21 protein-coding genes are annotated in these 24,002 nt (G+C 63.7%); 11 read left to right on the top strand and 10 right to left on the bottom strand.

The features are described 5' to 3' along the window. Positions 1 to 64: 64 nt before the first annotated feature. Together ABWK72_RS09945 and ABWK72_RS09940 are read right to left on the bottom strand one after the other, a co-directional pair. Positions 65 to 1,312, bottom strand: coding sequence for a hypothetical protein (locus tag ABWK72_RS09945; protein WP_367874635.1), 1,248 nt, complete (start codon positions 1,310 to 1,312; stop codon positions 65 to 67). A gap of 242 nt (positions 1,313 to 1,554) precedes the next feature. Continuing rightward, positions 1,555 to 4,092: a DEAD/DEAH box helicase gene (locus tag ABWK72_RS09940; RefSeq protein WP_367874634.1), complete on the bottom strand. Its 2,538-nt coding sequence runs from the start codon at positions 4,090 to 4,092 to the stop codon at positions 1,555 to 1,557. A 210-nt stretch (positions 4,093 to 4,302) separates the two neighbouring features. Between ABWK72_RS09940 and ABWK72_RS09935 the strand changes: the two genes are divergently transcribed. Next, complete coding sequence (locus ABWK72_RS09935) at positions 4,303 to 6,177, top strand: Ig-like domain-containing protein (protein ID WP_367874633.1); 1,875 nt, start codon at positions 4,303 to 4,305, stop codon at positions 6,175 to 6,177. Between the two features lie 25 nt (positions 6,178 to 6,202). On the opposite strand, the gene ABWK72_RS09930 is transcribed toward ABWK72_RS09935, so the two are convergent. Together ABWK72_RS09930 and ABWK72_RS09925 are read right to left on the bottom strand one after the other, a co-directional pair. Beyond that, positions 6,203 to 7,039, bottom strand: a complete 837-nt coding sequence (locus ABWK72_RS09930) for a hypothetical protein (protein ID WP_367874632.1) — start codon at positions 7,037 to 7,039, stop codon at positions 6,203 to 6,205. A 324-nt stretch (positions 7,040 to 7,363) separates the two neighbouring features. Beyond that, positions 7,364 to 8,029 (bottom strand): spermine synthase, encoded by a 666-nt coding sequence (locus tag ABWK72_RS09925; RefSeq protein ID WP_367874631.1) that lies wholly within the window; start codon positions 8,027 to 8,029, stop codon positions 7,364 to 7,366. A 326-nt stretch (positions 8,030 to 8,355) separates the two neighbouring features. Between ABWK72_RS09925 and ABWK72_RS09920 the strand changes: the two genes are divergently transcribed. Beyond that, positions 8,356 to 9,912 (top strand): RNA polymerase sigma factor, encoded by a 1,557-nt coding sequence (locus tag ABWK72_RS09920; protein WP_367874630.1) that lies wholly within the window; start codon positions 8,356 to 8,358, stop codon positions 9,910 to 9,912. Positions 9,913 to 10,354: 442 nt separating this feature from the next. Here ABWK72_RS09920 and ABWK72_RS09915 read toward each other — a convergent pair whose 3' ends face one another. Beyond that, entirely contained in the window at positions 10,355 to 11,032 is a 678-nt protein-coding gene (locus ABWK72_RS09915) for a zf-TFIIB domain-containing protein (RefSeq protein WP_367874629.1), read from the bottom strand. A gap of 136 nt (positions 11,033 to 11,168) precedes the next feature. Between ABWK72_RS09915 and ABWK72_RS09910 the strand changes: the two genes are divergently transcribed. After that, positions 11,169 to 12,281 (top strand): acyltransferase family protein, encoded by a 1,113-nt coding sequence (locus ABWK72_RS09910; RefSeq protein WP_367874628.1) that lies wholly within the window; start codon positions 11,169 to 11,171, stop codon positions 12,279 to 12,281. Here ABWK72_RS09910 and ABWK72_RS09905 read toward each other — a convergent pair. Together ABWK72_RS09905 and ABWK72_RS09900 are read right to left on the bottom strand one after the other, a co-directional pair. Beyond that, positions 12,278 to 13,042: an SMI1/KNR4 family protein gene (locus tag ABWK72_RS09905; RefSeq protein ID WP_367874627.1), complete on the bottom strand. Its 765-nt coding sequence runs from the start codon at positions 13,040 to 13,042 to the stop codon at positions 12,278 to 12,280. The two genes, ABWK72_RS09910 and ABWK72_RS09905, sit on opposite strands and share 4 nt — an antisense overlap. A 16-nt stretch (positions 13,043 to 13,058) precedes the next feature. Beyond that, positions 13,059 to 13,814: an MBL fold metallo-hydrolase gene (locus tag ABWK72_RS09900; RefSeq protein ID WP_367874626.1), complete on the bottom strand. Its 756-nt coding sequence runs from the start codon at positions 13,812 to 13,814 to the stop codon at positions 13,059 to 13,061. 215 nt (positions 13,815 to 14,029) lie between these two features. Between ABWK72_RS09900 and ABWK72_RS09895 the strand changes: the two genes are divergently transcribed. Beyond that, positions 14,030 to 16,531, top strand: coding sequence for an AsmA-like C-terminal region-containing protein (locus tag ABWK72_RS09895; RefSeq protein ID WP_367874625.1), 2,502 nt, complete (start codon positions 14,030 to 14,032; stop codon positions 16,529 to 16,531). A gap of 7 nt (positions 16,532 to 16,538) precedes the next feature. Here ABWK72_RS09895 and ABWK72_RS09890 read toward each other — a convergent pair whose 3' ends face one another. Then, on the bottom strand, positions 16,539 to 17,048 hold the full coding sequence (locus tag ABWK72_RS09890) for a hypothetical protein (protein ID WP_367874624.1): 510 nt from the start codon (positions 17,046 to 17,048) through the stop codon (positions 16,539 to 16,541). A 339-nt stretch (positions 17,049 to 17,387) separates the two neighbouring features. On the opposite strand from ABWK72_RS09890, the gene ABWK72_RS09885 reads away from it, so the two are divergent. From ABWK72_RS09885 to ABWK72_RS09855, 7 genes are all read left to right on the top strand, one after another. Next, positions 17,388 to 17,849 carry a YqjD family protein gene (locus ABWK72_RS09885; RefSeq protein ID WP_367874623.1) on the top strand — a complete coding sequence of 154 codons (462 nt, stop codon included), beginning with the start codon at positions 17,388 to 17,390 and terminating at the stop codon, positions 17,847 to 17,849. Positions 17,850 to 17,915: 66 nt separating this feature from the next. After that, positions 17,916 to 18,308 carry a phage holin family protein gene (locus tag ABWK72_RS09880; protein WP_367874622.1) on the top strand — a complete coding sequence of 131 codons (393 nt, stop codon included), beginning with the start codon at positions 17,916 to 17,918 and terminating at the stop codon, positions 18,306 to 18,308. Next, positions 18,272 to 18,643: a hypothetical protein gene (locus ABWK72_RS09875; RefSeq protein WP_367874621.1), complete on the top strand. Its 372-nt coding sequence runs from the start codon at positions 18,272 to 18,274 to the stop codon at positions 18,641 to 18,643. The genes ABWK72_RS09880 and ABWK72_RS09875 overlap by 37 nt, the downstream gene beginning before the upstream one ends. 98 nt (positions 18,644 to 18,741) lie before the next feature. Further along, on the top strand, positions 18,742 to 19,785 hold the full coding sequence (locus ABWK72_RS09870) for a type IV pilus twitching motility protein PilT (protein WP_367875329.1): 1,044 nt from the start codon (positions 18,742 to 18,744) through the stop codon (positions 19,783 to 19,785). Between the two features lie 19 nt (positions 19,786 to 19,804). Beyond that, positions 19,805 to 20,914, top strand: a complete 1,110-nt coding sequence (locus ABWK72_RS09865; protein ID WP_367874620.1) for a type IV pilus twitching motility protein PilT — start codon at positions 19,805 to 19,807, stop codon at positions 20,912 to 20,914. Between the two features lie 25 nt (positions 20,915 to 20,939). Then, on the top strand, positions 20,940 to 21,290 hold the full coding sequence (locus tag ABWK72_RS09860) for a 50S ribosome-binding protein YggL (RefSeq protein ID WP_367874619.1): 351 nt from the start codon (positions 20,940 to 20,942) through the stop codon (positions 21,288 to 21,290). Between the two features lie 81 nt (positions 21,291 to 21,371). Further along, entirely contained in the window at positions 21,372 to 22,835 is a 1,464-nt protein-coding gene (locus ABWK72_RS09855) for a hypothetical protein (protein WP_367874618.1), read from the top strand. Here the strand turns inward: ABWK72_RS09855 and ABWK72_RS09850 are convergent. Continuing rightward, entirely contained in the window at positions 22,810 to 23,274 is a 465-nt protein-coding gene (locus ABWK72_RS09850; RefSeq protein ID WP_367874617.1) for a rhodanese-like domain-containing protein, read from the bottom strand. The genes ABWK72_RS09855 and ABWK72_RS09850 overlap by 26 nt on opposite strands. Beyond that, positions 23,271 to 23,966 (bottom strand): DUF1573 domain-containing protein, encoded by a 696-nt coding sequence (locus ABWK72_RS09845; protein WP_367874616.1) that lies wholly within the window; start codon positions 23,964 to 23,966, stop codon positions 23,271 to 23,273. The genes ABWK72_RS09850 and ABWK72_RS09845 overlap by 4 nt, the downstream gene beginning before the upstream one ends. Positions 23,967 to 24,002: the final 36 nt, after the last annotated feature.

Here is a 24,002-nt window from a genome sequence, read left to right as displayed (position 1 = left end):
ATCGCGCGGCGGGAGCCAATCATGAAGCGCGGAAAGCTGAGCCTCAGGTTAGCGAGGCCAATCTTCAGCGAGCAAAGGGATCTTCGTCCGCATGCTTGGCTCGCTCTTCCTGAATTTTCCGGCTTTCCTCAGCTACCACCTGTAGCTGGGCATCCGCCTGCTCTCGGATCTCGCGCGGCAGATCAAGCTTGGCCGCCAAGGATCGGATGGCCTCAATGCAGACATCCAGGGAATCAGTGACCGCGGGGTCCGCGAAAGGATCGTCCTGACGAACGACTATTCCGCCAATCGCCTGGAGGTAGAGGGAAGTCCGCAAACTCGGGTCCTCAATTCCTGGGATCAAGTCGAGGAAGGGCAGGTTGTAGCCTCGCAGCGAATCGCCGAAGCTTACGCGAAGCCCCAGTACCGCCAGATCTTGACGCCCTTGATCTGAGAGAAGTTCCAAGGTGCGAAGGACGGAGGGCCCATTATCCGTGATGCAAAATCTCTTCACCAATTCAAATTCAGCGCGCAAGCGGGGCGATGACTCGCTCAAGCCGAGTGATGCGGTGGCGGAATCCACATCGGCGAGAATGCCGGTGACATCCAGGGGAATCCGATCGGGAGGAATATTAGCCGCGAACCAGTCGAGCGCGCCCCGGGGATCCTCGGTGAGCCAACGGTTCGTGAGAGGACGCAGGTCTGAGGCGGATAGATTCTCGCCGCTGGCGAGCATCGCTGAGAGATAGTCTCCGCCGGCCCTCTCCCAATCCTGCCCCGGCGGTGCGCCTTTTGCGAAGCCCCGGAGCATGTTGCTGGAACCGGTTGGATGGGTGAGGATTTGATGCCAGGCATCGTTGGGTGATTTCTCCGCATAGATTTCGAAGAGTTGCGGAATGGTGACGCTGGCGTTCACGAGACGATTCATCACCGGATCCGCCGAGTCTGTTAGAAACTCGCGCCATGCCGCGGCGGGATCGAGCCGGGCGTGGCCGACGCGAACATGGTGAAAGTGGTCCGGGAGTTCATCGGTGAAATTTCGGGATGCGTCGTCGGTCTTCCCATCGAGGAGCCCATTGTTCTCCGCAGCCTCAAGCAGCATGGCCCGGGCCGCAGCGGGGTCGCGCGAGCCCCAGACGAGGAAGATCGACTGAGTGTAGCCTTCCAGTTCGTGGACTCCGTCCTCGTAGATCCATTCGGCGAGCGCTTGGATCTGCTTGGTTTCCAACTTCTCGATCTCTGCGATCGCAAAGCGATCCCAATCCTCGGCGCTGTCGATCGCTCTCTGGTAATCGCTCATGCTCCGGTCCCGCATGATCGCCGCCTCTTCCAAGCGTAGGACGATCTTGCGCAGTTCCGGCGCGAGCCTTGCGAAACGTTCCTCATGCAGTTCATCGCCTTCCCGCTCTGTCTTGGCGGGTTTATTAAGCTCTGAAGCGACCGTGCCGCCAACTCCTTGCGCCGCGGAATACCGCTGGCGGGCGACGAAGCCGCAGGCCAGGGCGATCAGAAGCAAGAGAAAGGCAACGCGGGGTTTCATGCCGGTCGCGAGGCTAGGGGAAGATTGGCCGGTCGTCACGCAAAGGCCGCCATGCCCTGTAATTGCAGGACGGGCCGGTCCTCCGCATCGCTGCGGTCGAGATCCACCGCGAGTTGCAACGACCAGTCATTGAGTTCCTCCGGATCGACGAGGATCTGCTCGACCGTCCATAGGCGCGGGGCCTCGTCGTTCATGCGGGAGTGCTTGGTGGCGCGCGCTTCGGGGTCGAGGCGGATGCGCTCGTGGTCGGAGAAATAGCCGTCGAGCAGTTCCCCGATCCGGGCCGCGGTCCATGGCTGGCCCTCGGAGTCGGCGGGTTCGATCTGGGCGAGGATCGCGGCGGTGTTGCCCTCGGCGAAGGCCTTCACGAGGGTGAAGACGGCATTGCGAAGCGACCGCGTGAAGGCCGGGCGGTTCCGGGTGAAGGCGACGTGCTTGCGCTGCTCGATGGGCTTCTCGGCTTCCGGCACGTAGTCGGGGTTGCGGAGCTTTTCCCACTCGTCGAGCAAGCTGGAGTCCACGCTGCGCAGGATGTCACCGAGGTATTCCTCCGCCTCCACGAGTTCCTCGGTCTTGGCCATCGGCGGGACGGTCTGGGAGAGCACCTTGTAAACTTCCGAGAGGTGGCGGAGCAGCACTGCCTCGCTCCGTTCCAGCCCGTAGGTTTTCACGTAGTCCTCGAAGGACTGCCAGTGCTCGAACATCTCGCGGGCGATCGACTTCGGGCGGACGATGGCTTCCTTCATCCAAGGGCGCAGCGCGACGAAATTATTATAGGTATCGTAGATGAAGTCCTTGCCCGGCTTGGGCCACTCGACTTCCTCCAGGCGCGCCATCCGTTCCTCGTATTCCACGCCCTCATTCTTCAATTGGCCGATGAGTTCGCCCTTCAGCATGTCGACCTGGCGGCGGAGCACGACCTCGGGATTTTCCAGGATCGCCTCGACCAACGAGATGACATTGAGCGCGTAGTCCGCTTCCTCGCGGTCCAGCAGCGGGATTGCATCGAGCAGGTAGAGTCCGAGCGCTTGGTTCAGCGAGAAGTCCTCCTGCAGTTCGATATTCAGCGCCACCTTCACCGGGCCGGTGCGCTCGGCGCGCGGGATGATGCGCAGGATATCGCCCTCCACCAGGCCGCGGAAGATCTGGAAGGCGCGCTTCTTGTGGGCCTTCTTTTTCGAGGGCGCTTCGTGGCTATCCCGGATCAGTTTCCGCAGCGCGTCGCAGCCGTCCTCGTGCTCGCGACCGAGCACGTTGAGCAGCATCGAATGCCGCACTTGGAAGCTGGAGACCAGCTTCTCCGGCGGGGCGTCCATCAGGCGGCGGAAGCTCTTCTCGTCCCAATTCACGAAGCCCTTCTCCGGCGGCTTGCGTTTCACGAAGCTCTTCTTACCGGAGGACGAAGCCTTCTTTTCCAGACGCAGGTTCTCGACCACGTGCTCGGGTGCCTGGCAGACGACGTAGCCGATGTGGTCGAAGCCGCGCCGCCCCGCGCGTCCGCAGATCTGCTTGAAATCGCGGACCGTGAGGGTCTTGGTACTGCTCCCGTCGTACTTGAAAAGCTGGGTGAAGAGGACCGTGCGGATCGGCACGTTCACGCCCACCCCCAGGGTATCCGTGCCGCAGATCACCTTCAGCAAGCCGCGCTGGGCCAGCTTCTCCACCAGGATACGGTACTTCGGCAGCAGGCCGGCGTGGTGGATGCCGATGCCGTGGCGTAGCAGCTTCGAGACTTCCTTGCCGTAGGGGCTGCGGAAATTCGCATCGTGCAGGGCCTCGGCGATGCGCTGCTTCTCGTCCTTCGTGCAGAAGTTCAAGCTCATCAGGTTCTGTGCCGTCTGCGCGCAGGCGAGCTGGGTGAAGTGCACCAGATAGATCGGCGCGCGGTTCTGCTCCACCAGCTCCGTGATCTTCTCTTCCAGCGATATTTCGCTGTATTCGAATTCCAGCGGCACCGGACGCTGGTCGGATTTCACCAGGGCGGTCGGCACTCCGGTCAGCTTGGTGAGCGTTTCCTCGAAGAAGGACGTCTCACCCAAGGTCGCGGACATCAGCAGGAAGCGCGCTTGCGGCAGCGTCAGCAGCGGCACCTGCCAGGCGAAACCGCGCGAGGCATCCGAGTAATAGTGGAACTCGTCCATGATGACGTCGTCCACCTGCGCCAGCGCGCCCTCGCGCAGCGCCAGATTGGCCAGGATCTCCGCGGTGCAGCAGATCACCGGGGCACCGGGGTTCACCGTGGCATCGCCGGTGATCATGCCCACTTTGTCCGGCCCGAAGACGTGGCAGAGCGAGAGGAACTTCTCATTGGCCAGCGCCTTGATCGGGACGGTATAGTAGGAACGGCGGTTCTGGCAGATCGCCTTGAAGTGCATCGCCAGCGCCACCAGCGATTTCCCCGAGCCGGTCGGGGTGTTCAGGATGACGTTGTTCCCTGCGAAGAGTTCGAGAATCGCCTGTTCCTGATGGTCGTACGGCTCGACGCCGGTCTCGATCAGATAGTCGAGGAAAACACTCAGGATCTCGTCATTCGAGGTGGGATTGGCGAGCTTGGCGGGATCGAGCAAAATCATCGGCGGGAGGACGATGGGGGGCGCTTGGCGAAAAGGGAAGCGCGTCGCGAGCGAAGCATGCGGTATGGGCGATCCCCGTAGGTCCACGCATGGCCCTAACATCACAATTCCCGGATTGCCCGGATGGCGCGGTTGATGCTTTGGTCCCCTGTGTTTTCCCGCGCCGCCGTACTTGCCCTCGCATGTCTCGGCCTTTTTGTCCCCGCATCCTTGGCGGACGAGGTAGTGCGGATCATGGCGGCGAATATCACCAGTGGCAATAACCAGTCCTACGATCCAGGCCACGGCAACCGGATCTTCCGAGGCCTCGATCCCGACATCGCGCTGGTTCAGGAAATGAATGTCACCCTCAACGGGTCGAAAAACTCCTCCACCACCTACCGGAGCTGGGTCGATGGCAATTTCGGCAGTTCCTTCCACTATCATGTCGAAATCGGGAAGAGCATTCCGAACGGCATCGTCAGCCGCTACCCCTTCCTGGCCGCCGGGGTATGGCAAGACGACGAGATGCCGGACCGCGAATTCGTCTGGGCGCGCATCGATCTTCCCGGCGACATGAACCTCCTCGCGATCAGCGTGCACTTGAGTTCCGGGGGCGGATCGGGCACTCGCAATACGCAGGCGGGAGCCCTCCGTGCCCTGATCCAAGCCAACAAGCAGGTCACCGACCACGTTGTGATCGGCGGTGATTTCAATACCGACACTCGCACCGAGAGTTGCCTGAGCACGCTCTCGACCGTGGTCGTGACCGCCAGTCCCTGGCCCGTCGATCAGAGGGGAGACGGGGACACCAATGCCGCCCGCGCGAAGCCCTACGATTGGGTTGCCCCGGGTTCCTCGCTCGCAGCCCTCTCGACCCCCTTGGTGGTCGGCTCGAATAGCTTCACCAACGGGCTCGTCTTCGACAGCCGCGACTACGAGCCGCTGTCCGCCGTTTTTCCCGTGGAATTGCCCGACAGCGGGGTCACCGGCATGCAGCACATGGCGGTGATGCGCGCCTTTCTGATCCCGACCAACGAACCGCCGGTCGTCGCGCAGGGAACTTCGATTGCGGTCACGCTCTCAAGGAACAACACGCCCACCGCTTTTAGCCGGAGCCTCAACGCGACCGATGTGGACGGAGATCCCCTGACTTGGTTGATCATGACCGCGGCGGCCCACGGCACGGCGGGAATTGCCGCTCCCGCGACGGGCGGGACGGTCAATTTGAGCTATCAGCCGGTCTCGAACTACACCGGCACGGATTCCTTCGTGGTGCGCGTCGCCGACGGTCAGGGCGGCGCCGACACGATCACGGTGAATCTCACCATCCAAGAGCCTCCTAACAACGCGCCGGTCATCACAGAGGGCACGAGCGTGGCGGTGGCGTTTTCCAAGAACAACAAGCCGACCGCCTTCAGCCAGAGCCTGAGCGCGACGGATGCGAATGGCGACTCACTGAGCTGGTCGATCTCCTCTGCTGCGGCGCACGGGACGGCAGGGATCGTGGCGCCGGCAGCGGGCGGGAGCGTCGCGCTGAGCTACTCGCCGGCGGCAGGCTATACCGGGCCGGATGCCTTCACGGTGCAGGTCGCGGACGCTCGCGGCGGCTTTGATACGATTACCGTGAACCTCACGGTGGAGCCGGTGGCGGCGATCGACGGGTGGACTTACGAGCACTTCAGTGGCTCCGGCCCGCTAACCGCGGCCAATGAGGAGACCCTGTGGGGCGACAACGCGGATCCCGACAGCGACGGCTACACGAACCTGGAGGAATTCGCCCACGGCTTGGATCCGCTGGCGATCGATGCCGCGCCGAACTTGATGAGCGTGGCGGTGGTGGGGGATGGGGACGGACCGGGAATCGTGCTGACTTACAAGATCCGCGTGGATGACCTGGGCCAGCCGGCCTTGAGCTATGCGGTGCAAGCGGGTAACGCGGGGATGTCAGCTTGGAGCGACCTGCAGGAAGCCGATTTCGACGTCATTGGCGATACCGATCTTGGTGAGGCCTTCGTGGCTCGAAGTATCCAGGTGAAAGCGCCGGAGGGGCACGCCGCGCAGTACTTCCGGCTGGTGTTCACGCGACCGGTGCCGGGCCCGTGATCCCATCGCGGCCCGGTATCCGGGCTTACCATTCTTCGCTATCTCCCGGCTTCGCGGCGGTCGGTGGGGGAACCTGTGCCGCGGCCGGAGCCGTGGCGGGGCGATCTCGACCGCGCAAGAGACCCGGCTTCCAAAGCCGCAATACCGCGATCACCAGCAGGGAGATAAGCGCTCCACAGACTTGCCCGCTTCTGATCCACAAACTCACATCCGGCGTCCGCCCGACCGTGGCGGTGGATAGATCCTGCAACTCGATGTGCGGATTGGGGCCCCGGAAGGGTTCACCCGGTGGATCGTAGTAGCCGATCTGGCGGGAGAGGTTTTTGAGAGTGGCCAGCCGTCGTGAGAAATCCTCATTGGCAGCGAGGGCCGCCATTTTTGGATCGTCATCGGGCGCTCGCAAGATCCGGCCGACTCCATCGGAAAATCCGGCTTCCCGAGCTTGGTCTCCAATGAGGTACTCGAGTTTTGCGATGTCGGCCATGGTTCGGGTCTCGGCGTCCGTGAAGGGAGCGAGGTGCCCCGATTTTGAGGCCATCTCCCGCTCCCGCCGGGGAGTGTCGATACCGAAGGCAATGGTCCGCGCGATCACCCGGGCATCCAGCGGATCAAGAAGGCGGACTTCGACTTCCAAGCCGCGGTCGGTGTCGCGCAAGGTCGTGCCTTTGACGATTGTCTCAATCGCATCTTCAAAGCTTATGTTCCAGCGATGGTCCAAGTCGTTCTGGCGGACCGTCATCGCCGCCCGCAAGCGGGTGATCTTCCGGTCGTAGCCGGATGATCCGGGCTCCTTCAGCCAGGCCCGCATCGTATAGACGCGCGGCAAATTCCAAGTGATCGCCGCGCTGACGATCGTTCCCAAGATAATGCCTCCCAAGAGGATGAAGACCAATCGCCTTGTGGATACCGGATTCTGAGGGGAGGGATCGGCCATCGGGTGCAGGTAATCAGCGGCGATCCGCGGGATCAATTTCCAATGCGGCTGCTGCCGCAGTAGACTCCGCAGGAAGATCTTTCCGGCTGGAGGACGAGGTAAGCGGGCGATCCGACTGAGCAGCGGGGCGGTGGCGGGGCCGGCGCGTTTCTTCAGGTTGCAGCTGGTGCGTTGAGGGGTAAGCGGAATCGTAGCGTGACTGCGGGCCATCCCCAGCCGGACCTTTCGGAGAAAGGTCCCTGCCTTTGAACATCACTCCCGGTCCGCCACGAACAAGGTATGGGTGAACTTCTTCGCTTGCGGATAGGCCTTCGCGCCGACGCTTTCCACCTGCTTGAAGACGCGGCCGAGCGCCTCGGCGAAGTGCTTGTCGCGGTTCGCCGACCAGTAGACGACGCGGCCCTGCGGCTGCAGCGCGGCCTTTACCCGCTGCAGGCCGCCGCGGTTGTAGAGGCGGGCATTGCCCTTCTGCACCAAGGGATCGGGGCTGTTGTCCACGTCCAGCAGGATCGCATGGTAGCGCTGCTTGCCGTCTAACAGCTCATGGACGTCGCGGCGGTGGATCTCCACCCGCGGGTCGTCGAGCAGAAGGCCGTTGACGGCCTGGAGGTGCTCGCGGTTCCAGTCGATGATTTCCTGAAGAAGCTCCGCGACATCGATGATGGCGTCCGCCGGGCAGAGTTCCAGCACCCGTCGCAGCGTGAAGCCGAAGCCGAGGCCGCCGATGAGGATGCGCGGTTTGGCCGCGGGCATATCGCTGCACGCGAGCTCGGCCATCGTCTGCTCGGAGGCACTGGCGGTGGTGCTCATGAGCTGCACGCCGCCGATTTTCAGGTAGTGCTGGCCATCGTGCTCCTGCAGGACCAGGAGCGCGCCATCCGGCGTGTGGCAGGAGGCGAGCGTGCGGGTGATCTTCATCCGCGGGCGGTATGGCGGGTCGCGCGGCGGGTGTCGAATGAAAGCCGGTCTGGAACGAAAGCAAAAGGCGAACATCGAACATCGAACATCGAACGTCCAACATCGAACGTCGAAAGGAAAAGGCATCGATCCGCCGTCTCCCGGGCTTCGCCGCGAGCCTCTTCCTTTCTTCCACTTCGACGTTCGATGTTGGACGTTCGATGTTCGATGTTTGCTTCGGCCTTCGCGGTCGAAGCCGTGCATCTGCCCGACCCCTCCCTCCCAAAAATCCTCCGAATTCTTGTCCGGTTCCCCCGCGGGCCTCCGAATGATAGTTGTAAGCCGCCATGAACGACCACGATCTCATCCGCGATTTCACCGCCACCCGCTCGGAGCAGGCGTTCCGGCGGCTGGTGGACCGGCACTGCGATCTCGTCTACAGCGTGGCCAGCCGTGTGACGCGGGACGCCGATCTGGCCCGCGATGTTTCCCAGCAGGTCTTCTGCAAGCTGGCTGCCAAGCCGGCGACGGTCCCGGCCAGCGTGCCGCTCGCCGCCTGGCTGCACCGCACCACGCGTTCCTGTGCCGTCGATCTGGTGCGCAGCGAGCAAGCCCGCCGCAAGCGCGAAGAAGCCCACTTCACCTCACCCGCGATGACTCCCGACCCGCCGCCCGATTGGTCCCGCCTCGAACCCGTGATCGATTCGCTGATCGACGAACTTCCCGAGCTCGAGCGCCGCGCCGTGGTCCTGCGCTTCTACGAGAAGAAGTCCCACGGGGCTATCGGCAACGCGCTCGGCCTTTCGGAAGAAGCGGCCCGCAAGCGCCTCGACCGTGCCATGGAGAAGCTCCGCGGCCTGCTGGCGAAGCGGGGGATTGTCACCACCGCCGCCGCGCTCGCCACCATCCTGCCCGCCCACGCCACCGTGCCTGCACCGGCCGGGCTCTCCGCCTCCCTTTCCTCAACCGCCCTTTCCACCGCGGCGATCACCGCCGCCCAAACCACCAGCATCATCGCCATCATCATGAGCCACAAAGCCATTGTAGCCGGAGCCGCGCTGCTCCTTCTTGCGGGAGTTACCGCCGTCGCCGTCCCGAGATTGACCCGGGACAACGATCCGCCACCTCCCTCTGCCGCCGGCCCGGGCCTGGCTGCCACCAGCGGCGACGCGGCGGAAGGGGACGTCGAAAGCAATCGCGGGAAGTCCAAGGGCGGTGCCGCCACCGCACGGCTGGCGAAGAAGTACGGGGATTCCCGTGCCAAGCTGTCCGCCCACCTTTCCAACGAGCTCATCGGACTCGGGGAGGATGCCCTGTCGGTCATGGACCTGATCCATGGCCTGAACTTGGGCGAAGAGATGGCAGAAGAGCCGTCCGAGATTTTCGGCGAGGCGGCGGAGGCCATGGCGCTGACCGAGGAGCAGCAGAAGAAGATCAAGGTCTTCCATGCGGAGTCGTTCAAGCGCGAGAGCGAGGAAGCCCGCGAGCAACTCGTGGTCATGAAAAAGGAGCCCGCCAAGCTCATGGAACTTCTGCTGGTGCGCGATTCCCTGAAGCGAGGCGAGACCAGTCAAGCTGACTACGATGCCATCAGCGCCGACCTCGGGCTGCCCGACGAAGATATCTTCCTCGATATGGCCAGCGAGTCGGAAGGGGATTCCTTGGACGACAAGATCTTCCTCGAGCAGGTTCTGAGCGTGCTCGATGCCGGGCAGGCGAAAGTGCTGCAAGACAGCCTGGCTGCCCGCAGCGGCGCGGCGGAGCCTGAAACCAAGGGGAAGATCGGCACGCTGGAAGAATTCGAGCAGCAGATCAGCAGCGCCCGCAAGATGGTGGGCGGCGCACTTCAAATGATGGAGGGCATGACCGGAAGCGGCCTGATGCCCGGGAAGAACAAGAAGTGAGCTGGAATTCGAGCCGAAGCGGGATGGCGGGGGCCGTCCCGCTTTTTTTTGCTCTCCGTCAGGTTTGCCAATGGATCACGACACGTCTGCTCAAGAGGGCGGCGCAGCCGCTTTGGAGTGCGGCGAGCATCGCCGCTTTCGGAGCGAGGGTTGAAGAAGGGTCGCCGCGATAGATCCCGGAGGAAGTTCGAAGGACCGGGTGCAGAAGCAAGGGGCACCTGGTGAGGCGAGGCAACCCAGCCGCATCGTTGAACGATAGGGTAGGGGCAAATCTCCCTAGAACTTGCATGGCGCTCCGGTCCGCCACCGCGCCCGGAAAGCGGCGATACCCGCCGCACTCCAAAGCGGCTGCGCCGCAATTGGGGGGCATCGATCGGCATTGGGAGCTTCCTCGAAGGGGCATCAGCAATCCTGACGGAGAGCCCTTTTTAGCCCCATCCTCTCAATCGAGGAACACCGCCGCGATCGAGCCCACCACACAGGCGATGGTGAATCCGTTGTTAACCTTCTCCCACTTCGAGTCGTCCAGCGGTTCCGTGGTGCCGGTCATCGGCACCCGGGCCGGACCGCGGCCGGGAGCGGAGTAAAACTTCTTCGCCTTCGCCGCCTCGTTCTCCTGGTGGAGGTGCTTGCCGCCCGCGCGCCACCACTCGGTCAGCCGGCGCAGTTCGCTGCCTTCCAGCCAGACGCCGTGGGTGCCGCAGCGGTCCAGGATCACGCCGCTCTGGCCGCCGAAGTTCAGGTGGCTCATCCGCTCCGCGCACATCGGGCATTTGCGGTAGACCACCTCATGGGTGTAGCCGAAGTCCTTGGCGATCTGTTGGAGTTGCACGGGATCGATCCAGACCAGGGGATTGGTCTGCGCGTCGAGCAAGGCTTCAAGCTCGCCGGGATTGAAGAAGGCGCCGAAGCAGGTGGCGCAGCGTTCGATCCGGATCTTCGGCTCGGTCTCGAATTCGACCACTGCCAGCGGTGTCGTGCACTCGGGGCAGGGGAGGGCGGCATCCGTGCCCAGATCGCGGAAATGGATCTGGCGCAGGTTCACATCCTGCCGCACCCCGCAGAAGGGGCAGAAGGTCATCGCTCCTTCCAGGCGTCCGCCGCAGCTGTTGCACTTCACGCGGTCTTTCTCCCTGCACGGTTGCTTTTGGTCAATTCCACTGCTGCGGCGTGTTTCGACCCGTGACGGGCGGGCGCCCTACCTTTGAGAACCCCGGGCTTGCTTTCCCCGCCCGGCCCGCGAGCCTTGCCGGGACATGGCCGATACCCGCGCACCTGCCCCGCGCCTGCGTTCGCTCGATGCCCTGCGCGGCTTCGACATGCTCTGGATCGTCGGCCTGGCGGCCCTGTTCCGCCAGCTTGCCAAGGTCACGGAGATTTCCTGGCTGGATGCCGTATCGGCCCAGCTCACCCATGTCGATTGGGAGGGCCTGCGCGCGTATGACCTGGTCTTCCCGCTCTTCATGTTCCTCGCCGGGATGTCGGTCCCGTACTCTCTCAGGCCGAAGCTGGAGCGCGGGATTTCCCGGGCCGGCCTTCTCGCCGGCGTCTGGAAACGGGCGGCCGTCCTGGTGCTGTTAGGCATCGTTTACAACGACGGCCTGCAATTTGAATTCGCGGACCAGCGCTACGCCAGCGTGCTCGGCCAGATCGGCATCGCCTACGGCATCGCGGCCAGCATCTTCGTTCTCACGAAGACCTGGAAGGGTCGTGTTGCCGGCTGCGCTGTCATCCTTTTTGGTATCGCGGGCCTGCAATTGCTCTTCCCGGTGCCGGGGCACGGCGCGGGCGTGCTGACGCCGGAGGGGATCGTCAATGGCTGGATCGACCGGGCCCTGCTGCCGGGGAAATTGTATGGCGGTAGCTTCGATCCGGAGGGCTGGCTCTGCGCTGTCTCCGCCGCCGCGCTGACCTTGGGCGGGGTGATCGCCGGTGACTACGTGCGCGGCTGGGGCGGGCCGTCCTACACTGCCGCGAGCCGCATGCTGATCGCGGGCACGGGTTTGCTCTTCGCGGGCTGGCTGTGCTGGCAGTTCGGTTATCCGCCGATCAAGGCTGCCTGGAACAGCACTTTCAATCTTCTCGCGGGCGGCATCTGCACCTGGCTCTTCGTGGTTTTTTACCTGCTGATCGAGTTCAAGCCGGACACCAGGTGGAGCTTCCCCTTCGAGGTCGTCGGCATGAATCCGCTGACGATCTACTTGGGCGCGCGCATCATTTCCTTTCCGGAGGTTTCCGCCTTCTTCTTCGGCGGGGTGGCCGGGCGCTGCGGGGACTGGGGCGTGGTGGTGCTGGCTGCAGGCGTCCTGCTGATCGAGTGGCTGATCCTCTGGTATCTCTGGCGGAAGAAGACCTTCCTGCGGGTCTAAGTTCCGGAGACTCCACCCCGGCGCTCCACTTCGGCTACATAAGGCGGCTTCCATTGAACCCAGTCCAAGAGGGTCTTGCCGGTCTCATCCACTGCATTGATGTCCCGGCCGAGGCCAAGCAGGAAATCCACGATACCCCAATGGCCGTTCATGGCGGCGAAACGCATCACCTTGCCTTCCGGCAGCTGGGCCGCGATGCATTCCCTGACCAATCGGAGATTTCCCTGTCGCGCCGCTTGCTGGCAGAGGGTGTCCCTTTCCTCGTTGAAGCCCTGCCAGATCTTCATTTCCTCCAGCGATGCGCTCTGGCAGAGGATCTCGAAGGGTGATTCCGAGGGCTCGAATTCAATCCCTGCCACAAAGTCCGTCAGCGAGCGGGCGACCTTCACGAGCGGACCGCCCTCGTGGTCCCAGAAGTAGATCGAGTTGCACTTGATCCCCATGACCAGATAGTTGCCACCTCCGTCGTAGGCCACGGGAAGGTGCTTCCGATAGTCCAAGCGATCCGAAAGCGCCTGGGCGACCGAGGCCAAGTCCTCGACATGATCTGTCTCCACCCGGCAAAACCCGCGGATCTCAAGTTCCATTTCCTTGAAGCGGAACGTCGCATTGACCTTATAGCTGAACTCTCCGCCGTTGGTGGCTAGCAGGAGAGACCTCAGCTCGCCGGGGAGCTTCACCGCGAGTTCCTTCTCCACTCCATCGAGAGCCGCGGCATCGAGAGCCGACCCGCTGTCTTCGATGTGTTCCGCGGGTTTCACTTCACCATTCCATCGGCTAACCCCACCACCCGCAAGTCCGGTCCTGCTCGGCGCAGCAGACCTCCACTTCGAAGGTCGCTCGGACCGCGGCGCTGGCTTTCACCGGGCAATTGCAATCGCGGCTGAGGTGCCCGAGGACGACGCGGCGCAGGCCGGCGGGGACGAGTTCGGCGACAAGTGCGGCGGTCTGGGCATTTGAAAGGTGACCGTGGCGCGAGGAGATCCGCTGCTTGGTGGGCCAAGGCCGCTTCATGTCCGCTTCCAGCAGGGTGTCGTCGTAGTTCGCCTCCACGAAGAGGGCGTGGACGCCGCGGAGACGGTCGAGGATGAGCTTGGTCACGTGGCCGGTATCGCTGAGCAGGCCCATGGCTTTCTCCTCGTGCCGGAAGACGAAGCCGACCGGCTCGACCGCATCGTGAGGCACGGCGAAGGATTGCACCGCGAGGCCGTTCAACTGGAAGCCCGCGCCGGATTCGAAGATTTTCCACGAGGTCGCCTCCACGCCGCCCTCGCGGACGAGGCGCGAGGTCGAGGGGGTCGCGTAAACGGGCACGGCGAGTTGCTTCATGAGCACGCGCAGGCCTCGGACGTGATCGCCATGCTCGTGGGTGAGCAGGACCGCGGTGAGGGTGGCGGGATCGATCCCGCTGGCGCGCATGCGGTCCACGAGTTGCTTCGCGGAGAGGCCGGCATCGACCAGCAAGCGGATGCCGCCGGCCTCGACGACCGCTGCATTTCCCCCACTTCCGCTACCGAGCACGATGAACCGCACCGGGGGAAAATGAAGTGCCAAGTAAGAAGTGCCAAGTGCCAAGGGACGAAAGTTCCAAGTAAGAAGGGCCAAGTGTCAAAATAGCCGCAGAATTCCGGCAGGATACAAGTGCAAGGGCTATTCCTTGGAACTTGGTCCTTCTTACTTGGAACTTCAGCCCTCCGGGCTGCCTTGGCACTTGGCACTTCTTACTTGGCACTTCACTGTCCGGCTGCGTGAGACACATCCGGCTGATCCACAAGCTCCGCACGCTTCTGGCGCTGCTGGTGTTCGCGGCGCTGCTGGCGGCGGGCGGCGGCCTGTGGTGGGCGAACCGGACCGGCCTGCCGGAGTCGTGGCGCGGGGAGATCGAGAAGGCGCTGGCGGCGCAGGGGCTGCACGCGGATATCGGCCAGCTCCGTTACTGGCCCTTGCAGGGGATCGAGGCGGACGAGGTGAAGGTCTACTCGGATGCGACCCACTCGCGGGTCATCGCCCGGGCCAGCGAGGTGATCGTGGATGTGGACCGGACCAAGCTGGCGCGCGGCAAGGTGCGGGTGGAGCGCCTGGATTTGAAGGGCGGCTCGCTCACCCTGCCAGTCGATCCCGACGATCCGGATTCCAAGATGCTGGAGGTGAAAAATGCCGCGGGACGGGTGCTGATGCCCGGCGGGCGGCGGCTGGAAATTCTGGGCGCGCGCGGCGAGGTCAGCGGGATCCGCTTGGAATTCGAGGCGCTGCTGCTCGGCTACCGGCAGCGGCTTTCCGACAAGCCGGAAGACAAGGACGCGGAACTCCAGCGGCGGCGCCTGCTCTCCCGGGTGATCGGCCTGCTCGAACCGTGGCGCTTCGAGGAAGGCAAGCCGCCGCTGATCCGGATGCGGGTGGAGGGCGATCTCGATGATCCGAAGTCGGTGCGGGCCGATGTCTTCCTCAAGAGCGGGGCGCTGGAGCGCGGCGGGATCCGGATCAGCCGGGTCGAGGCACGGGGCGAAGTCCGCGGCCGGCTGCTGGTGCTGGATTCGCTCGATCTGGACGACGACGGCGGCAGCTTGAAGGGCCGGATGGAGTATGATCTATCCAGCCGCTCGGGGCGTTTCGAGATGCATTCGAACCTGGACCTGCCCCCGATCCTGCGGGAATTCGATGCTGGCGGGCTGCTGAGCGAGGTCGGTTTCCAATCGCGCCCGGAATTGACCGCGCGCGGGAAACTCGAGTGGCCGGAGGACAAGCCGCCCAGCTTCCACATCATGGGCCACCTCGCCGCGAACAACGTGAACTTCGCCAAGCACACGGCGGCGCGCTTGGAGAGCGATGTCTCCTTCGACGGCAAGAACCTCTTCCTCGACAACCTCGTGGCGACCCGTCCCGACGGTCAGGTGAAGGCCCGGGTGCTGGTGAAGGACGACGAAGTCCGCTACTCGGCATCCACCAATCTCCGCGCCACCGTGTGGCGGGACTTCTTCGACAAGGTGCCGCTGGGCAAGGTGCTGCATGACTTCAGCGAGACCGACGGCACCACGGTGGACGGCAGTGTGGAAGGCCGCGCCAGCCGCAGCGATCCGCATGACTGGGATTGCGGGGGCACCGTCACGGCGACCCACATGGCCTACAAAGGCACTCCCTTCAACCGTGCCCAGGTGACGATGAAGCTCGACCACGAGTTCCTGGATTTCACCGACGGCACGGTCGAGTTCGACTACTCCGGCTATGCGATGCGCAAGGCCCACGGCGGGCCGCAGACCGGCAAGGCCAAGGTCGCCCGCGTCCGTTACAACCGCGCTCCTTCCACCCTGACGCTGGAGGGGATCGAGGGCAGCTTCTGGCCGGCTCCGGTCCTGCGGATGTTCCTGCCGGAAGTGGCGGATCACTTGGAACAGTACGGCTTTCACAACACTCCGGCACTGCGCGGCAGCGGGACGATCGGCCTGCAGCAGGCCCCGGAGAAGACCGACTTCAAGATCCACGGCACCACGCCCGGGAAGGTCAGCTACCATTTCGCCGGGACCGACTTGTTGCTGGCGGGCTTGGAAACCGACGTGCGGGTCAAGCCGGGCCGCACCGAGGTGCGGGACTTGTCCTTCGATCTCTTCGACGGGCCGGTGCGGTCGAACATCGATGTCGTCACCAGCGGCGTGAGGAAGGTGACCGGGGAGATCGATTGGACCCGTCTCAGTCTTGGCGAGTTGTCCACGGCCTGCGGCTTCGAAAAGCAGGCGAAGGGCTTCGTGACGGGGCGGATGGACTTCGTGCACCATGGCGGCGGCGAGACGGCGGGCCTGAATGGCGAGGGCCACATTGCGCTGGAGGAGGGCGAGCTGTTCTCCGTGCCGATCTTCGGCCCGCTATCGCCGCTGCTCAGCGCCGTGGTCGACCGCAAGGCCGGCTTCCAGCAGGCCACGGCGGCCTTCTGCACCTTCAAGGTGGTGGAGGGGGTGCTGCGGACCCGGGACTTCTACACCGACACCTCCTCGCTGGTCTTCACCGGTGATGGCAGCGCGGACCTCAACCGCAAGTGGCTGGACATGACAATCCGGATGAACGCGCGCGGCTTGCTCGGGATCATCACGCTGCCGCTCAAGCCGGTGGTGGACGGGCTGTTCCAGTTCCGCGGCACCGGGCCGCTGAAGGAGCCGAAGTGGGACAACGTGATGTTCACCTCCCCGCCGGAGGAAGAGATCAAGCGCCTGACCGCCCCCCCGAAGGCGACGCGGACCGGACCGGCAAACCGGCGCTGAGGCCGGACTACCCTCTGGATCTGCGCCTGCGGAACAGTGCGATGCCGCAACCCGACATCGCCAGAAAGACGGAGGAAGCTTCGGGAACCGTGTAGGTGATGCTCAAGGTGCCTGAGACCCACAGCCCGTCGGGATTTACCCCCGGATCGTCGGAAGCTTCGCGGAAGGTCAGGAGGAGGATGCCATCCGAGCCCAGGTAAAAATCGAGATCGGAAGTGGTGAGATCGAATCCCCCGCTGTATGGCACATTGAGACCGGGTGCGTCTGTCCCCCAGCCGGGGCTGATATAGGCTCCCGTGGTGTAAGTGCTTTCGGAGCAGTCCACCATGAACTCGCTGAGCCAGCTGGTGCCGTAGGCGGACAATACGACATCGAAATCGATGCCGGTGATATAGGCCCCCGGTGCGATGTATTGCTGCAGGGTGACATTCAAGGGATCGGCAAAGCCTCCCACGCTGTTGATTCCTCCGACATCGATCACCATCACGCTCGCATCGGCGAGGGGAGCGGAGCTCATCAAAGTTCCAATGGCCAGAAGAAGCGCGGGTCGCGTTGCGACTGCAGTCACTATGCTCATGAGTTGGTTTTTGGGGGTTAGGGGGAGAAGCATTCGGGGACACCGCCGCGAAAGCGCGCTCGCGGATAAACTCCTTCCAACGATCTCTCCCGACCTGGAAGCAGAAATCGACAATCGACAATATCGTTCGACAATCTGCACGCCTTCGACCGATGAAGGCGCGTTCGCCCGTGGTTTTGAGACGATTAGATCCTCCCTTGCGCGCGGAGGGGAGACGTGCCAGCTTCCGGGGCAGGGGCGACAAGCGTCTCCGAGCATCATCCAACCATCCCCAAAGTCATGTCTGACAATTTCGCCAACGCCGGCTCGCTGGACCCGGAAGCCGGTTTCTCAAATGGTCCATCCGTAGGTCAGGCGGCCAGTGATCTCCGCGCCGCCGCAGGAGAAAAGGCCAAGGAACTCGGTGATCAGGCCAAGGCCCTGAAGGACAAGGCCACCGAATCCGTCCAGCATTTCAAGGAAGTGGCGACCGAGAAGGCCAGCCATCTGAAGGAAGTGGCCAGCGAGAAGGCCTTGGCCTTCAAGAGCGCCGCGACCGAGCGTGCCGAGCAGCTCAAGCACGCCGCAAGCGAGCGCGCGCAGCAATTCCGCAGCGCGGCCGACGACCAGTGGCGCGAAACCCGTGACAAGGCCAAGGAAATCCACATCACCACGGAAGACTACATCCGCCAGCACCCGACCCGCTGCGTGGTCGGTGCCTTGGGAATCGGCTTCGTGATCGGCCTCCTCGCCCGCCGCTAAGGATCAAGATCCGGGAATGCCCGTGCAACGCGCCCCACGGGGCGCGTTCACGGGTCTTTTGACACCATGAGCGAGAGTCCTGAAGCGGAAACGCCGGTCCCCCCAAATTGGCGGGAATCCGCGCTCGAATTCGTCGCCGCGCGGCTGGAATTAGCGTCGCTGGAAGCGAAGGAAGCCGGGAAATACGCGGCCCTGAGGGCGGCGCTGGTCCTCGTGATCGGGTTCTGCGCGGTCGTCGCTTGGCTGGCCATCGTCGCCGGCTTGGTCGGCTGGATCGCCTCGAACGGGGTCGCATGGTACTTCATCGCCCTCGGCGCGGCGTTTTTGCACCTCTTGGTGGCCGGAATCGCCGTGGCGATCCTGCGCCGTCCGGTGCCGCCCGCCTTCCCCCATACCAAAGCTGAACTTTCCAAAGACCGCGAATGGCTACTGAAGAAAAACCAGATCTCGAAACGCTGATCGCCCGGATTGCCGCCTCGCGGATCGCGGTGGCCGCGGACTTGACCAGCCTGCGTCACCGCATGGACTTCCGCACGCGGGTGAAGGACTCGATTCTGGCCAAGCCGGTGGCATGGCTCGGCGGTTCGCTGGGCGCGGGTTTCCTGGTCAGCGCGCTGTTCAAACGGCGGCGGCGGGCCAAGTCGACCGAAGCGGCAAAAGTGAAAGGCGGGCTCTGGGGGATGCTCCTGGGAGGTGCCTTCACGCTGGCCCGCCCCGCGCTGCAATCGTGGGCCTTGCGCGAGTTCCAGACCCGTTTCGCACAGCCTAGGTATTCACAGGATAAACACCCTTGAAAGGAAGTCGCATTTCCCCCTTCCCAAGTCCGAATCTTCCGCACTAAAGCACCTCTACATGTCCGAGCACCGAGTCCTCGACCACGTTCGACGAATACCTGAAACTCGGTCGCGAGTATCAGGTTTCCGACGTCCATCTGCCGACCGCTTTCCCGCCGGCTTGGCGTCGCTATGGCCAACTCCTGCCGATCTGGAATGATCATCCGCCGCTCACGGCCGAGGATACGGAGCGCCTCACCAAATCCTTTCTCGGGCAACGTGAATGGGACCGCTTGCAGGAGCGTGGCGACGTCGACTTCGCTTACTACAATCGCGAAGGCCGCTTCCGGGCTTCGGTGGTGAGGCAGCGTCTCGGCTACGACATCGTTTTCCGGATCATCAATTCCGAGATCAGGACCATGGAGGAGATCGGTCTGCCGGTGGATCACCTGGTTCCGCTGACCCGCTACCACAACGGCCTGATCCTGGTGACGGGTGCGGTGGGTTCCGGGAAGTCGACAACCCTCGCTGCGCTGATCGACTTCATCAACGGGGACCGCGAGGACCACATCCTGACCTTGGAAGACCCGATCGAATTCGTCTTCGAATCGAAGGGCTGCCAGGTTAACCAGCGCGAGGTTCACACCCACACCGATTCCTTCGCCAAGGCCCTGCGCGGTGCCCTGCGGGAAGATCCGGACGTGATCATGGTCGGTGAAATGCGCGACTTGGAAACCATCTCGCTGGCGCTAACGGCTGCGGAAACGGGCCACTTGGTGCTCGGTACCCTGCACACCGGCAATGCCCCGCGGACCCTGGACCGGGTGCTCGACGTGTTCCCCACGGACCAGCGCGAGCAGATCCGCATCATGGTCTCCGAATCGTTGCGCGGCGTGCTTTCGCAGCAACTCGTGCCGCGTGCGGATGGCAATGGCCGGATTCTCGCTCTCGAGCTGCTGGTCAACAACGCCGCGGTCTCCGCGACCATCCGCGAGGGCAAGACCTTCATGCTCCCGGGCATCATGCAGACCGGCAAGAACATCGGCATGATCACCATGGACGAGTCCCTGCGCAGGCTCTACGTCAAGGGGCTCATCACGCAGGAAGAGACCCTCTTCCGCTGCGAGGACAAGATCCAGATGCGCAGCTTCTTCCAATCCTGATTTCCAGCGACCTATTGCCATGGCCCGCATCGATTCCCTTTTCCAATACCTCGTCGCCAACCGCGGCTCGGACCTCCACCTCTCGGAAGGTCAGCCGCCGAAAGTCCGCAAACACGGCTCGGTGGTCGCAATTCCCGACATGCCGATCTTGGAAGGTGAATCCTTCAAGCAGATGCTGGAGGAAATCTGCGATCCGAAGGCCTTCCAGAAGTATCTCGAGACCGGTGACCTCGACTTCGCCTACGCGATGGACGAGGAGTCGCGCTTCCGCTGCAACTACCTGAAGCAAAACCGCGGGCTTGCTGCCGTCTTCCGCTTGATCCCGACCGAGATCATGTCGCTGGAGTCGCTCGGCGTGCCGGAGGTGGTCAAGCGCTTTGCCGAAATCCGCTCCGGGTTGATCCTGGTCACCGGCCCGACCGGCTCGGGCAAGTCGACCACGCTGGCCGCGCTCCTGGACTACATCAATATCAACTACAACCGGCACATCATCACGGTTGAGGAGCCGATCGAGTTCGTGCACCGCAACAAGCGCTCGATCATCACCCAGCGCGAGGTGCCGATCCAGACGCCATCCTTCTCCGACGGCCTGCGCGCCGCCCTGCGTGAAGACGCGGACATCGTGCTCGTGGGTGAGATGCGGGACCTTGAGACGATCTCGCTGGCGCTCACCGCTGCCGAGACCGGCTTGCTGGTCTTCGGCACGCTGCACACGAACAACGCGCGCAAGACGATCGACCGTATCATCGACGTCTTCCCGGCCGACCAGCAATCGCAGGTCCGCACCATGCTCGCGGCCTCGGTCCGCGGGGTGCTGGCGCAGCTCCTGTGCAAGCGCGTGGACAAGCCGGGCCGGGTGGCGGTGCACGAGATCATGTTCGCCACGCCCGCAGTGGCTGCGATCATCCGCGAAGGTGCCACCCAGAAGCTCTATGACGTCATCACCGGCGGCAAGGGCGAGGGCATGCAGTTCATGGACGACTCGATCTGGAACAAACTCCAGGCCGGCATGATCTCGCCGGAAGAAGCCTACATGAAGGCGATCGACAAGACGCGCTTCAAGAAGTTCCTGCCGGACAAGTCCTCACATCTCGGAGATGCATCGGGCGAGAGCCCGATGGAGCACTGATGCCCGCCATCGCTGCGGCACCTTTATGAAGAAACGTCTTCGCAAGAAGAAGCACCTCGGTGAGTTTGCGGTCTACGGCGTCAGCTTCAGGGCGAACTTTGTCCCTGGTCTCGGGGACGCGGAGTTCGATGATTTCATCAACGGCCTGATCGGGCTTGTCGAAATCCACGGCCTCCAAACCGGAGGTGGCGGATCGCGCGAGAGCGGTTGGACCGGGGTGATCGAGCCAAGTCCCGGCCAGAGAGTGATCTCGCAGGATGTCATCGACGCCCTGTCCGCATGGCTCGGCGGGGAATCCCAGGTCGCGGACTTCAAGATTTCCCCACCTTGGGATGTCTGGCACGGTCAGGATCCCTTCGCCGGCCCGCCGCAGTAGCGCGGCGGGCATGCCCCCGCCGTTGACGCGTCAGCCGTGTTTCGGTAGCGTCACCTCGTCCCGACTTTTGACCCCTCCTTGATGGCGACGGAAACGCTCAGCTTCCTCTGTCCGCACTGCGATATCCGGCTTACCGTTCCGATCGCATTGGCGGGAGTGAAAGGGCCTTGCCCGAATTGTCGCTTGGGAATCACGGCACCGGTGCCGGCCACCGGGCCTTCGCCCTTCGGTCAAGCGCCGGAGAGTCCGCCCGAGCTTGAGCCGCCGGCACCCCTGCCGCCGCTGCCTCCCGCCGCCGAAGTGCCGATTCCGCCTCCCGTGGCGCCGTCGCTTCCCGACGCGGAACCGGTCGCGGAGCACGTGGAATCGCTGCCCGGGTCCGAACCGGAACCCGGGTCCCCGCCTGTTCCCGCTAGCGATCCCGAGACCCCCGACGGCCCGAAGATCCGCCCGGAGCCGCGGCACATGAAGGAGCGCGTGCAGGCCACACCGATGTCCGTCCGCCACGCGACGACCGATGATCGCCTGCGCCGCCAAGGCCCGATCCAGCCGGCGCGCACGAAGGAACCCTCACGCGTGCTGCTCGCGCTGATCCCCGCAGTTTTCTGCGCCGCCGCTACGCTGCTGAGCGGTTGGCTGCTGTATCGCTATCTCCCGACCGGCCCTTGGAGGATGGCCGAGGAGGCATCGGCACCCTTGCCGCCACCGCCGTCTCCGCCGGAGGTCGACCCGGCCGCCGCTCCGCAAACCGTGGCGACGCCCGATCCTGACCCCGCCCCGGCACCCATACCGGCTACGCAGGCACCCGCTCCTCCAACCGCTACAGCGGATCCTGCCCCGGAACCGCCACCGCCCGCTGCCATTACAGATAACGGCGACGGGATTTCTCCTGCCGTCCGCGCCAATCAATTGCTGGACGCCTTCCTGCACGCGAAGGACGGCCAGTCGCGGCTCGGCATGGTGGAGCCGGAAGCCTCGCTCCAGGATCTACAATCCTGGGACATGACCAAGGGCCCGCTCTGGGAAGTGGCGCAGGTGTTCTACGACCTGCCCCAGAACAATCCGAAGGAGCAGGTCACCGACTACCCTTATCGCGTCTCCTTCTTCATCCCGAACCGCAAGAACGTCGAGTTCGCGATGCTGGTGCGGCAGCGCGGCTCGCAACCGCCGAAGGTTTTCCTGCCGGCTTTCCTCGATCTCGCGGGCGGGCGCCTGGCTGCCTTCGCCAAGGAGCCGAACACTCAGGATCCCACGAAATTCCACGTCGTGCTGGAGCCGCTGACCGGTTGCCACGAGGAGAATATCCCGAATCCCGACCGCAAGTTCACGCTGCGCCTGCTGCCCAGCACGATCGGCAAGGAGGCCGCACGCGCCTACGTTTCGACCGGCTCGCGCTTCAAGAAGATGATGGACGAGCCGGAGTCATCCCTGCGCTGGGGCGTGCGCTTGCGAGCCACGGTGACCCTGCAGTGGAATCACAAGGAAGATCCGGAGCATCCCTATCTCGAGTTGATCGATATCAACTCGCTGGGCTGGAACCCTTGATCATTCCGGCGGCCTTGAGCGCGTCGTAGCCGCCGTGGAGCGCCTTGATCTCGGGCAGGAGCTGATACTCGCGGAGTTGCCGCGCCACCTCCTTGCTCAGGGTGCATTTCACGCCGTTGCAGTAGACGACCGCCCGCTTGCCCTTCGCGATTTCGTCCATGGCGTCCGCGATCTGCTCGTCGAAGCTGACGCTGCCCATGGTGGTGATGTGGATCGAGCCGGGCAGCCCGTCGCGTTTCCAGTCTTCCGCCGAACGGGCATCGATCCACAGGACATCGCCCCACTCCGCCTTCACGGTGGCGAGGCAGATTTCATCGGCGGGAAGCGTGGCAGGATCGCAGGCGACCGAGCGATCCGGCGGGCCGGTGATTTTCCAAGTGGCCACCGCGCCGGCCGAGGCGAGCACCAGCACCAGCGCCAATTCAGCGACGGTCCTCATGGGTTCTGAACCGCGGCGGTCTTCGGTTGATTGCGGACGACCATGAAGATCCGCTGCGAGCGGTGGCGCTGCAGCTTGCAGTCGGTCTCGACATGGACCACGCCCATCGTGACGTTTTCGGTATTCTTGGGCGTGACGACGATTTCGTATTTCTTGCCCTTTTCGATCGTCTTGAGTTCCTGCGTGAAGCGGTTGTCGGCGCTCGACAGGGAGAGCACTTGGATCGGCTCGCTGTGATTCATGATCAGCGTGACGGTTTTCGGCTTGGCTTCCTCGCCGATCGACCAGGTCAGGGTCTTCGGCTCGACGTTCACCAGCACGGGGATATTGATGCGCGTGACCAAGCTGACCGATGGCTCGTCCGGCTTGTCACCGGTGAGGCGCAGGGCGATCCCCTTGTCAACGGTGCCGGCCAGCGCGCTGAGTTCGAATTCCGCGCGGATGATCCCGCCCTCGCCCGGCTCGTACTTGAGTTTGCCGCTGGGATTGATGGAAGCGGTGATGCAGGAGCAGCCGGCGGTGTATTCCAGGATATCCACCGTTTCCTTCGAGTCGTTCTTGAAGGGGAATTCCGCAATCACCTTGGTGGCATCCGGCGCCACGGTGAGTTCCTTGAGCTTGGTCTCGAAATGGAGTTCCGCAGCGGCCAAGGGCAGGCACAGCGCGAAAAGGGCCGGAAGCACGGATCTCATGGGGGACTAATGGACCGAGCGAGCCCCTCGCGCAAG

The sequence above is a fragment of the Luteolibacter sp. Populi genome, assembly GCF_040801775.1.
Taxonomy (GTDB): Bacteria; Verrucomicrobiota; Verrucomicrobiia; order Verrucomicrobiales; family Akkermansiaceae; genus Haloferula.
This window is presented reverse-complemented; position numbering and strand designations above follow the sequence as displayed.

What these genes read in the sequence shown, in the direction of transcription:
- ABWK72_RS09845 (WP_367874616.1), bottom strand. Translation starts at nt 23,966, where the DNA reads ATGAGATCCGTGCTTCCGGCCCTTTTCGCGCTGTGCCTGCCCTTGGCC.
- ABWK72_RS09860 (WP_367874619.1), top strand. Translation starts at nt 20,940, where the DNA reads ATGAAGAAACGTCTTCGCAAGAAGAAGCACCTCGGTGAGTTTGCGGTC.
- ABWK72_RS09910 (WP_367874628.1), top strand. Translation starts at nt 11,169, where the DNA reads ATGGCCGATACCCGCGCACCTGCCCCGCGCCTGCGTTCGCTCGATGCC.
- ABWK72_RS09875 (WP_367874621.1), top strand. Translation starts at nt 18,272, where the DNA reads ATGGCTACTGAAGAAAAACCAGATCTCGAAACGCTGATCGCCCGGATT.
- ABWK72_RS09940 (WP_367874634.1), bottom strand. Translation starts at nt 4,092, where the DNA reads ATGATTTTGCTCGATCCCGCCAAGCTCGCCAATCCCACCTCGAATGAC.
- ABWK72_RS09865 (WP_367874620.1), top strand. Translation starts at nt 19,805, where the DNA reads ATGGCCCGCATCGATTCCCTTTTCCAATACCTCGTCGCCAACCGCGGC.
- ABWK72_RS09880 (WP_367874622.1), top strand. Translation starts at nt 17,916, where the DNA reads ATGAGCGAGAGTCCTGAAGCGGAAACGCCGGTCCCCCCAAATTGGCGG.
- ABWK72_RS09925 (WP_367874631.1), bottom strand. Translation starts at nt 8,029, where the DNA reads ATGAAGATCACCCGCACGCTCGCCTCCTGCCACACGCCGGATGGCGCG.
- ABWK72_RS09890 (WP_367874624.1), bottom strand. Translation starts at nt 17,048, where the DNA reads ATGAGCTCCGCTCCCCTCGCCGATGCGAGCGTGATGGTGATCGATGTC.
- ABWK72_RS09885 (WP_367874623.1), top strand. Translation starts at nt 17,388, where the DNA reads ATGTCTGACAATTTCGCCAACGCCGGCTCGCTGGACCCGGAAGCCGGT.
- ABWK72_RS09920 (WP_367874630.1), top strand. Translation starts at nt 8,356, where the DNA reads ATGAACGACCACGATCTCATCCGCGATTTCACCGCCACCCGCTCGGAG.
- ABWK72_RS09850 (WP_367874617.1), bottom strand. Translation starts at nt 23,274, where the DNA reads ATGAGGACCGTCGCTGAATTGGCGCTGGTGCTGGTGCTCGCCTCGGCC.
- ABWK72_RS09855 (WP_367874618.1), top strand. Translation starts at nt 21,372, where the DNA reads ATGGCGACGGAAACGCTCAGCTTCCTCTGTCCGCACTGCGATATCCGG.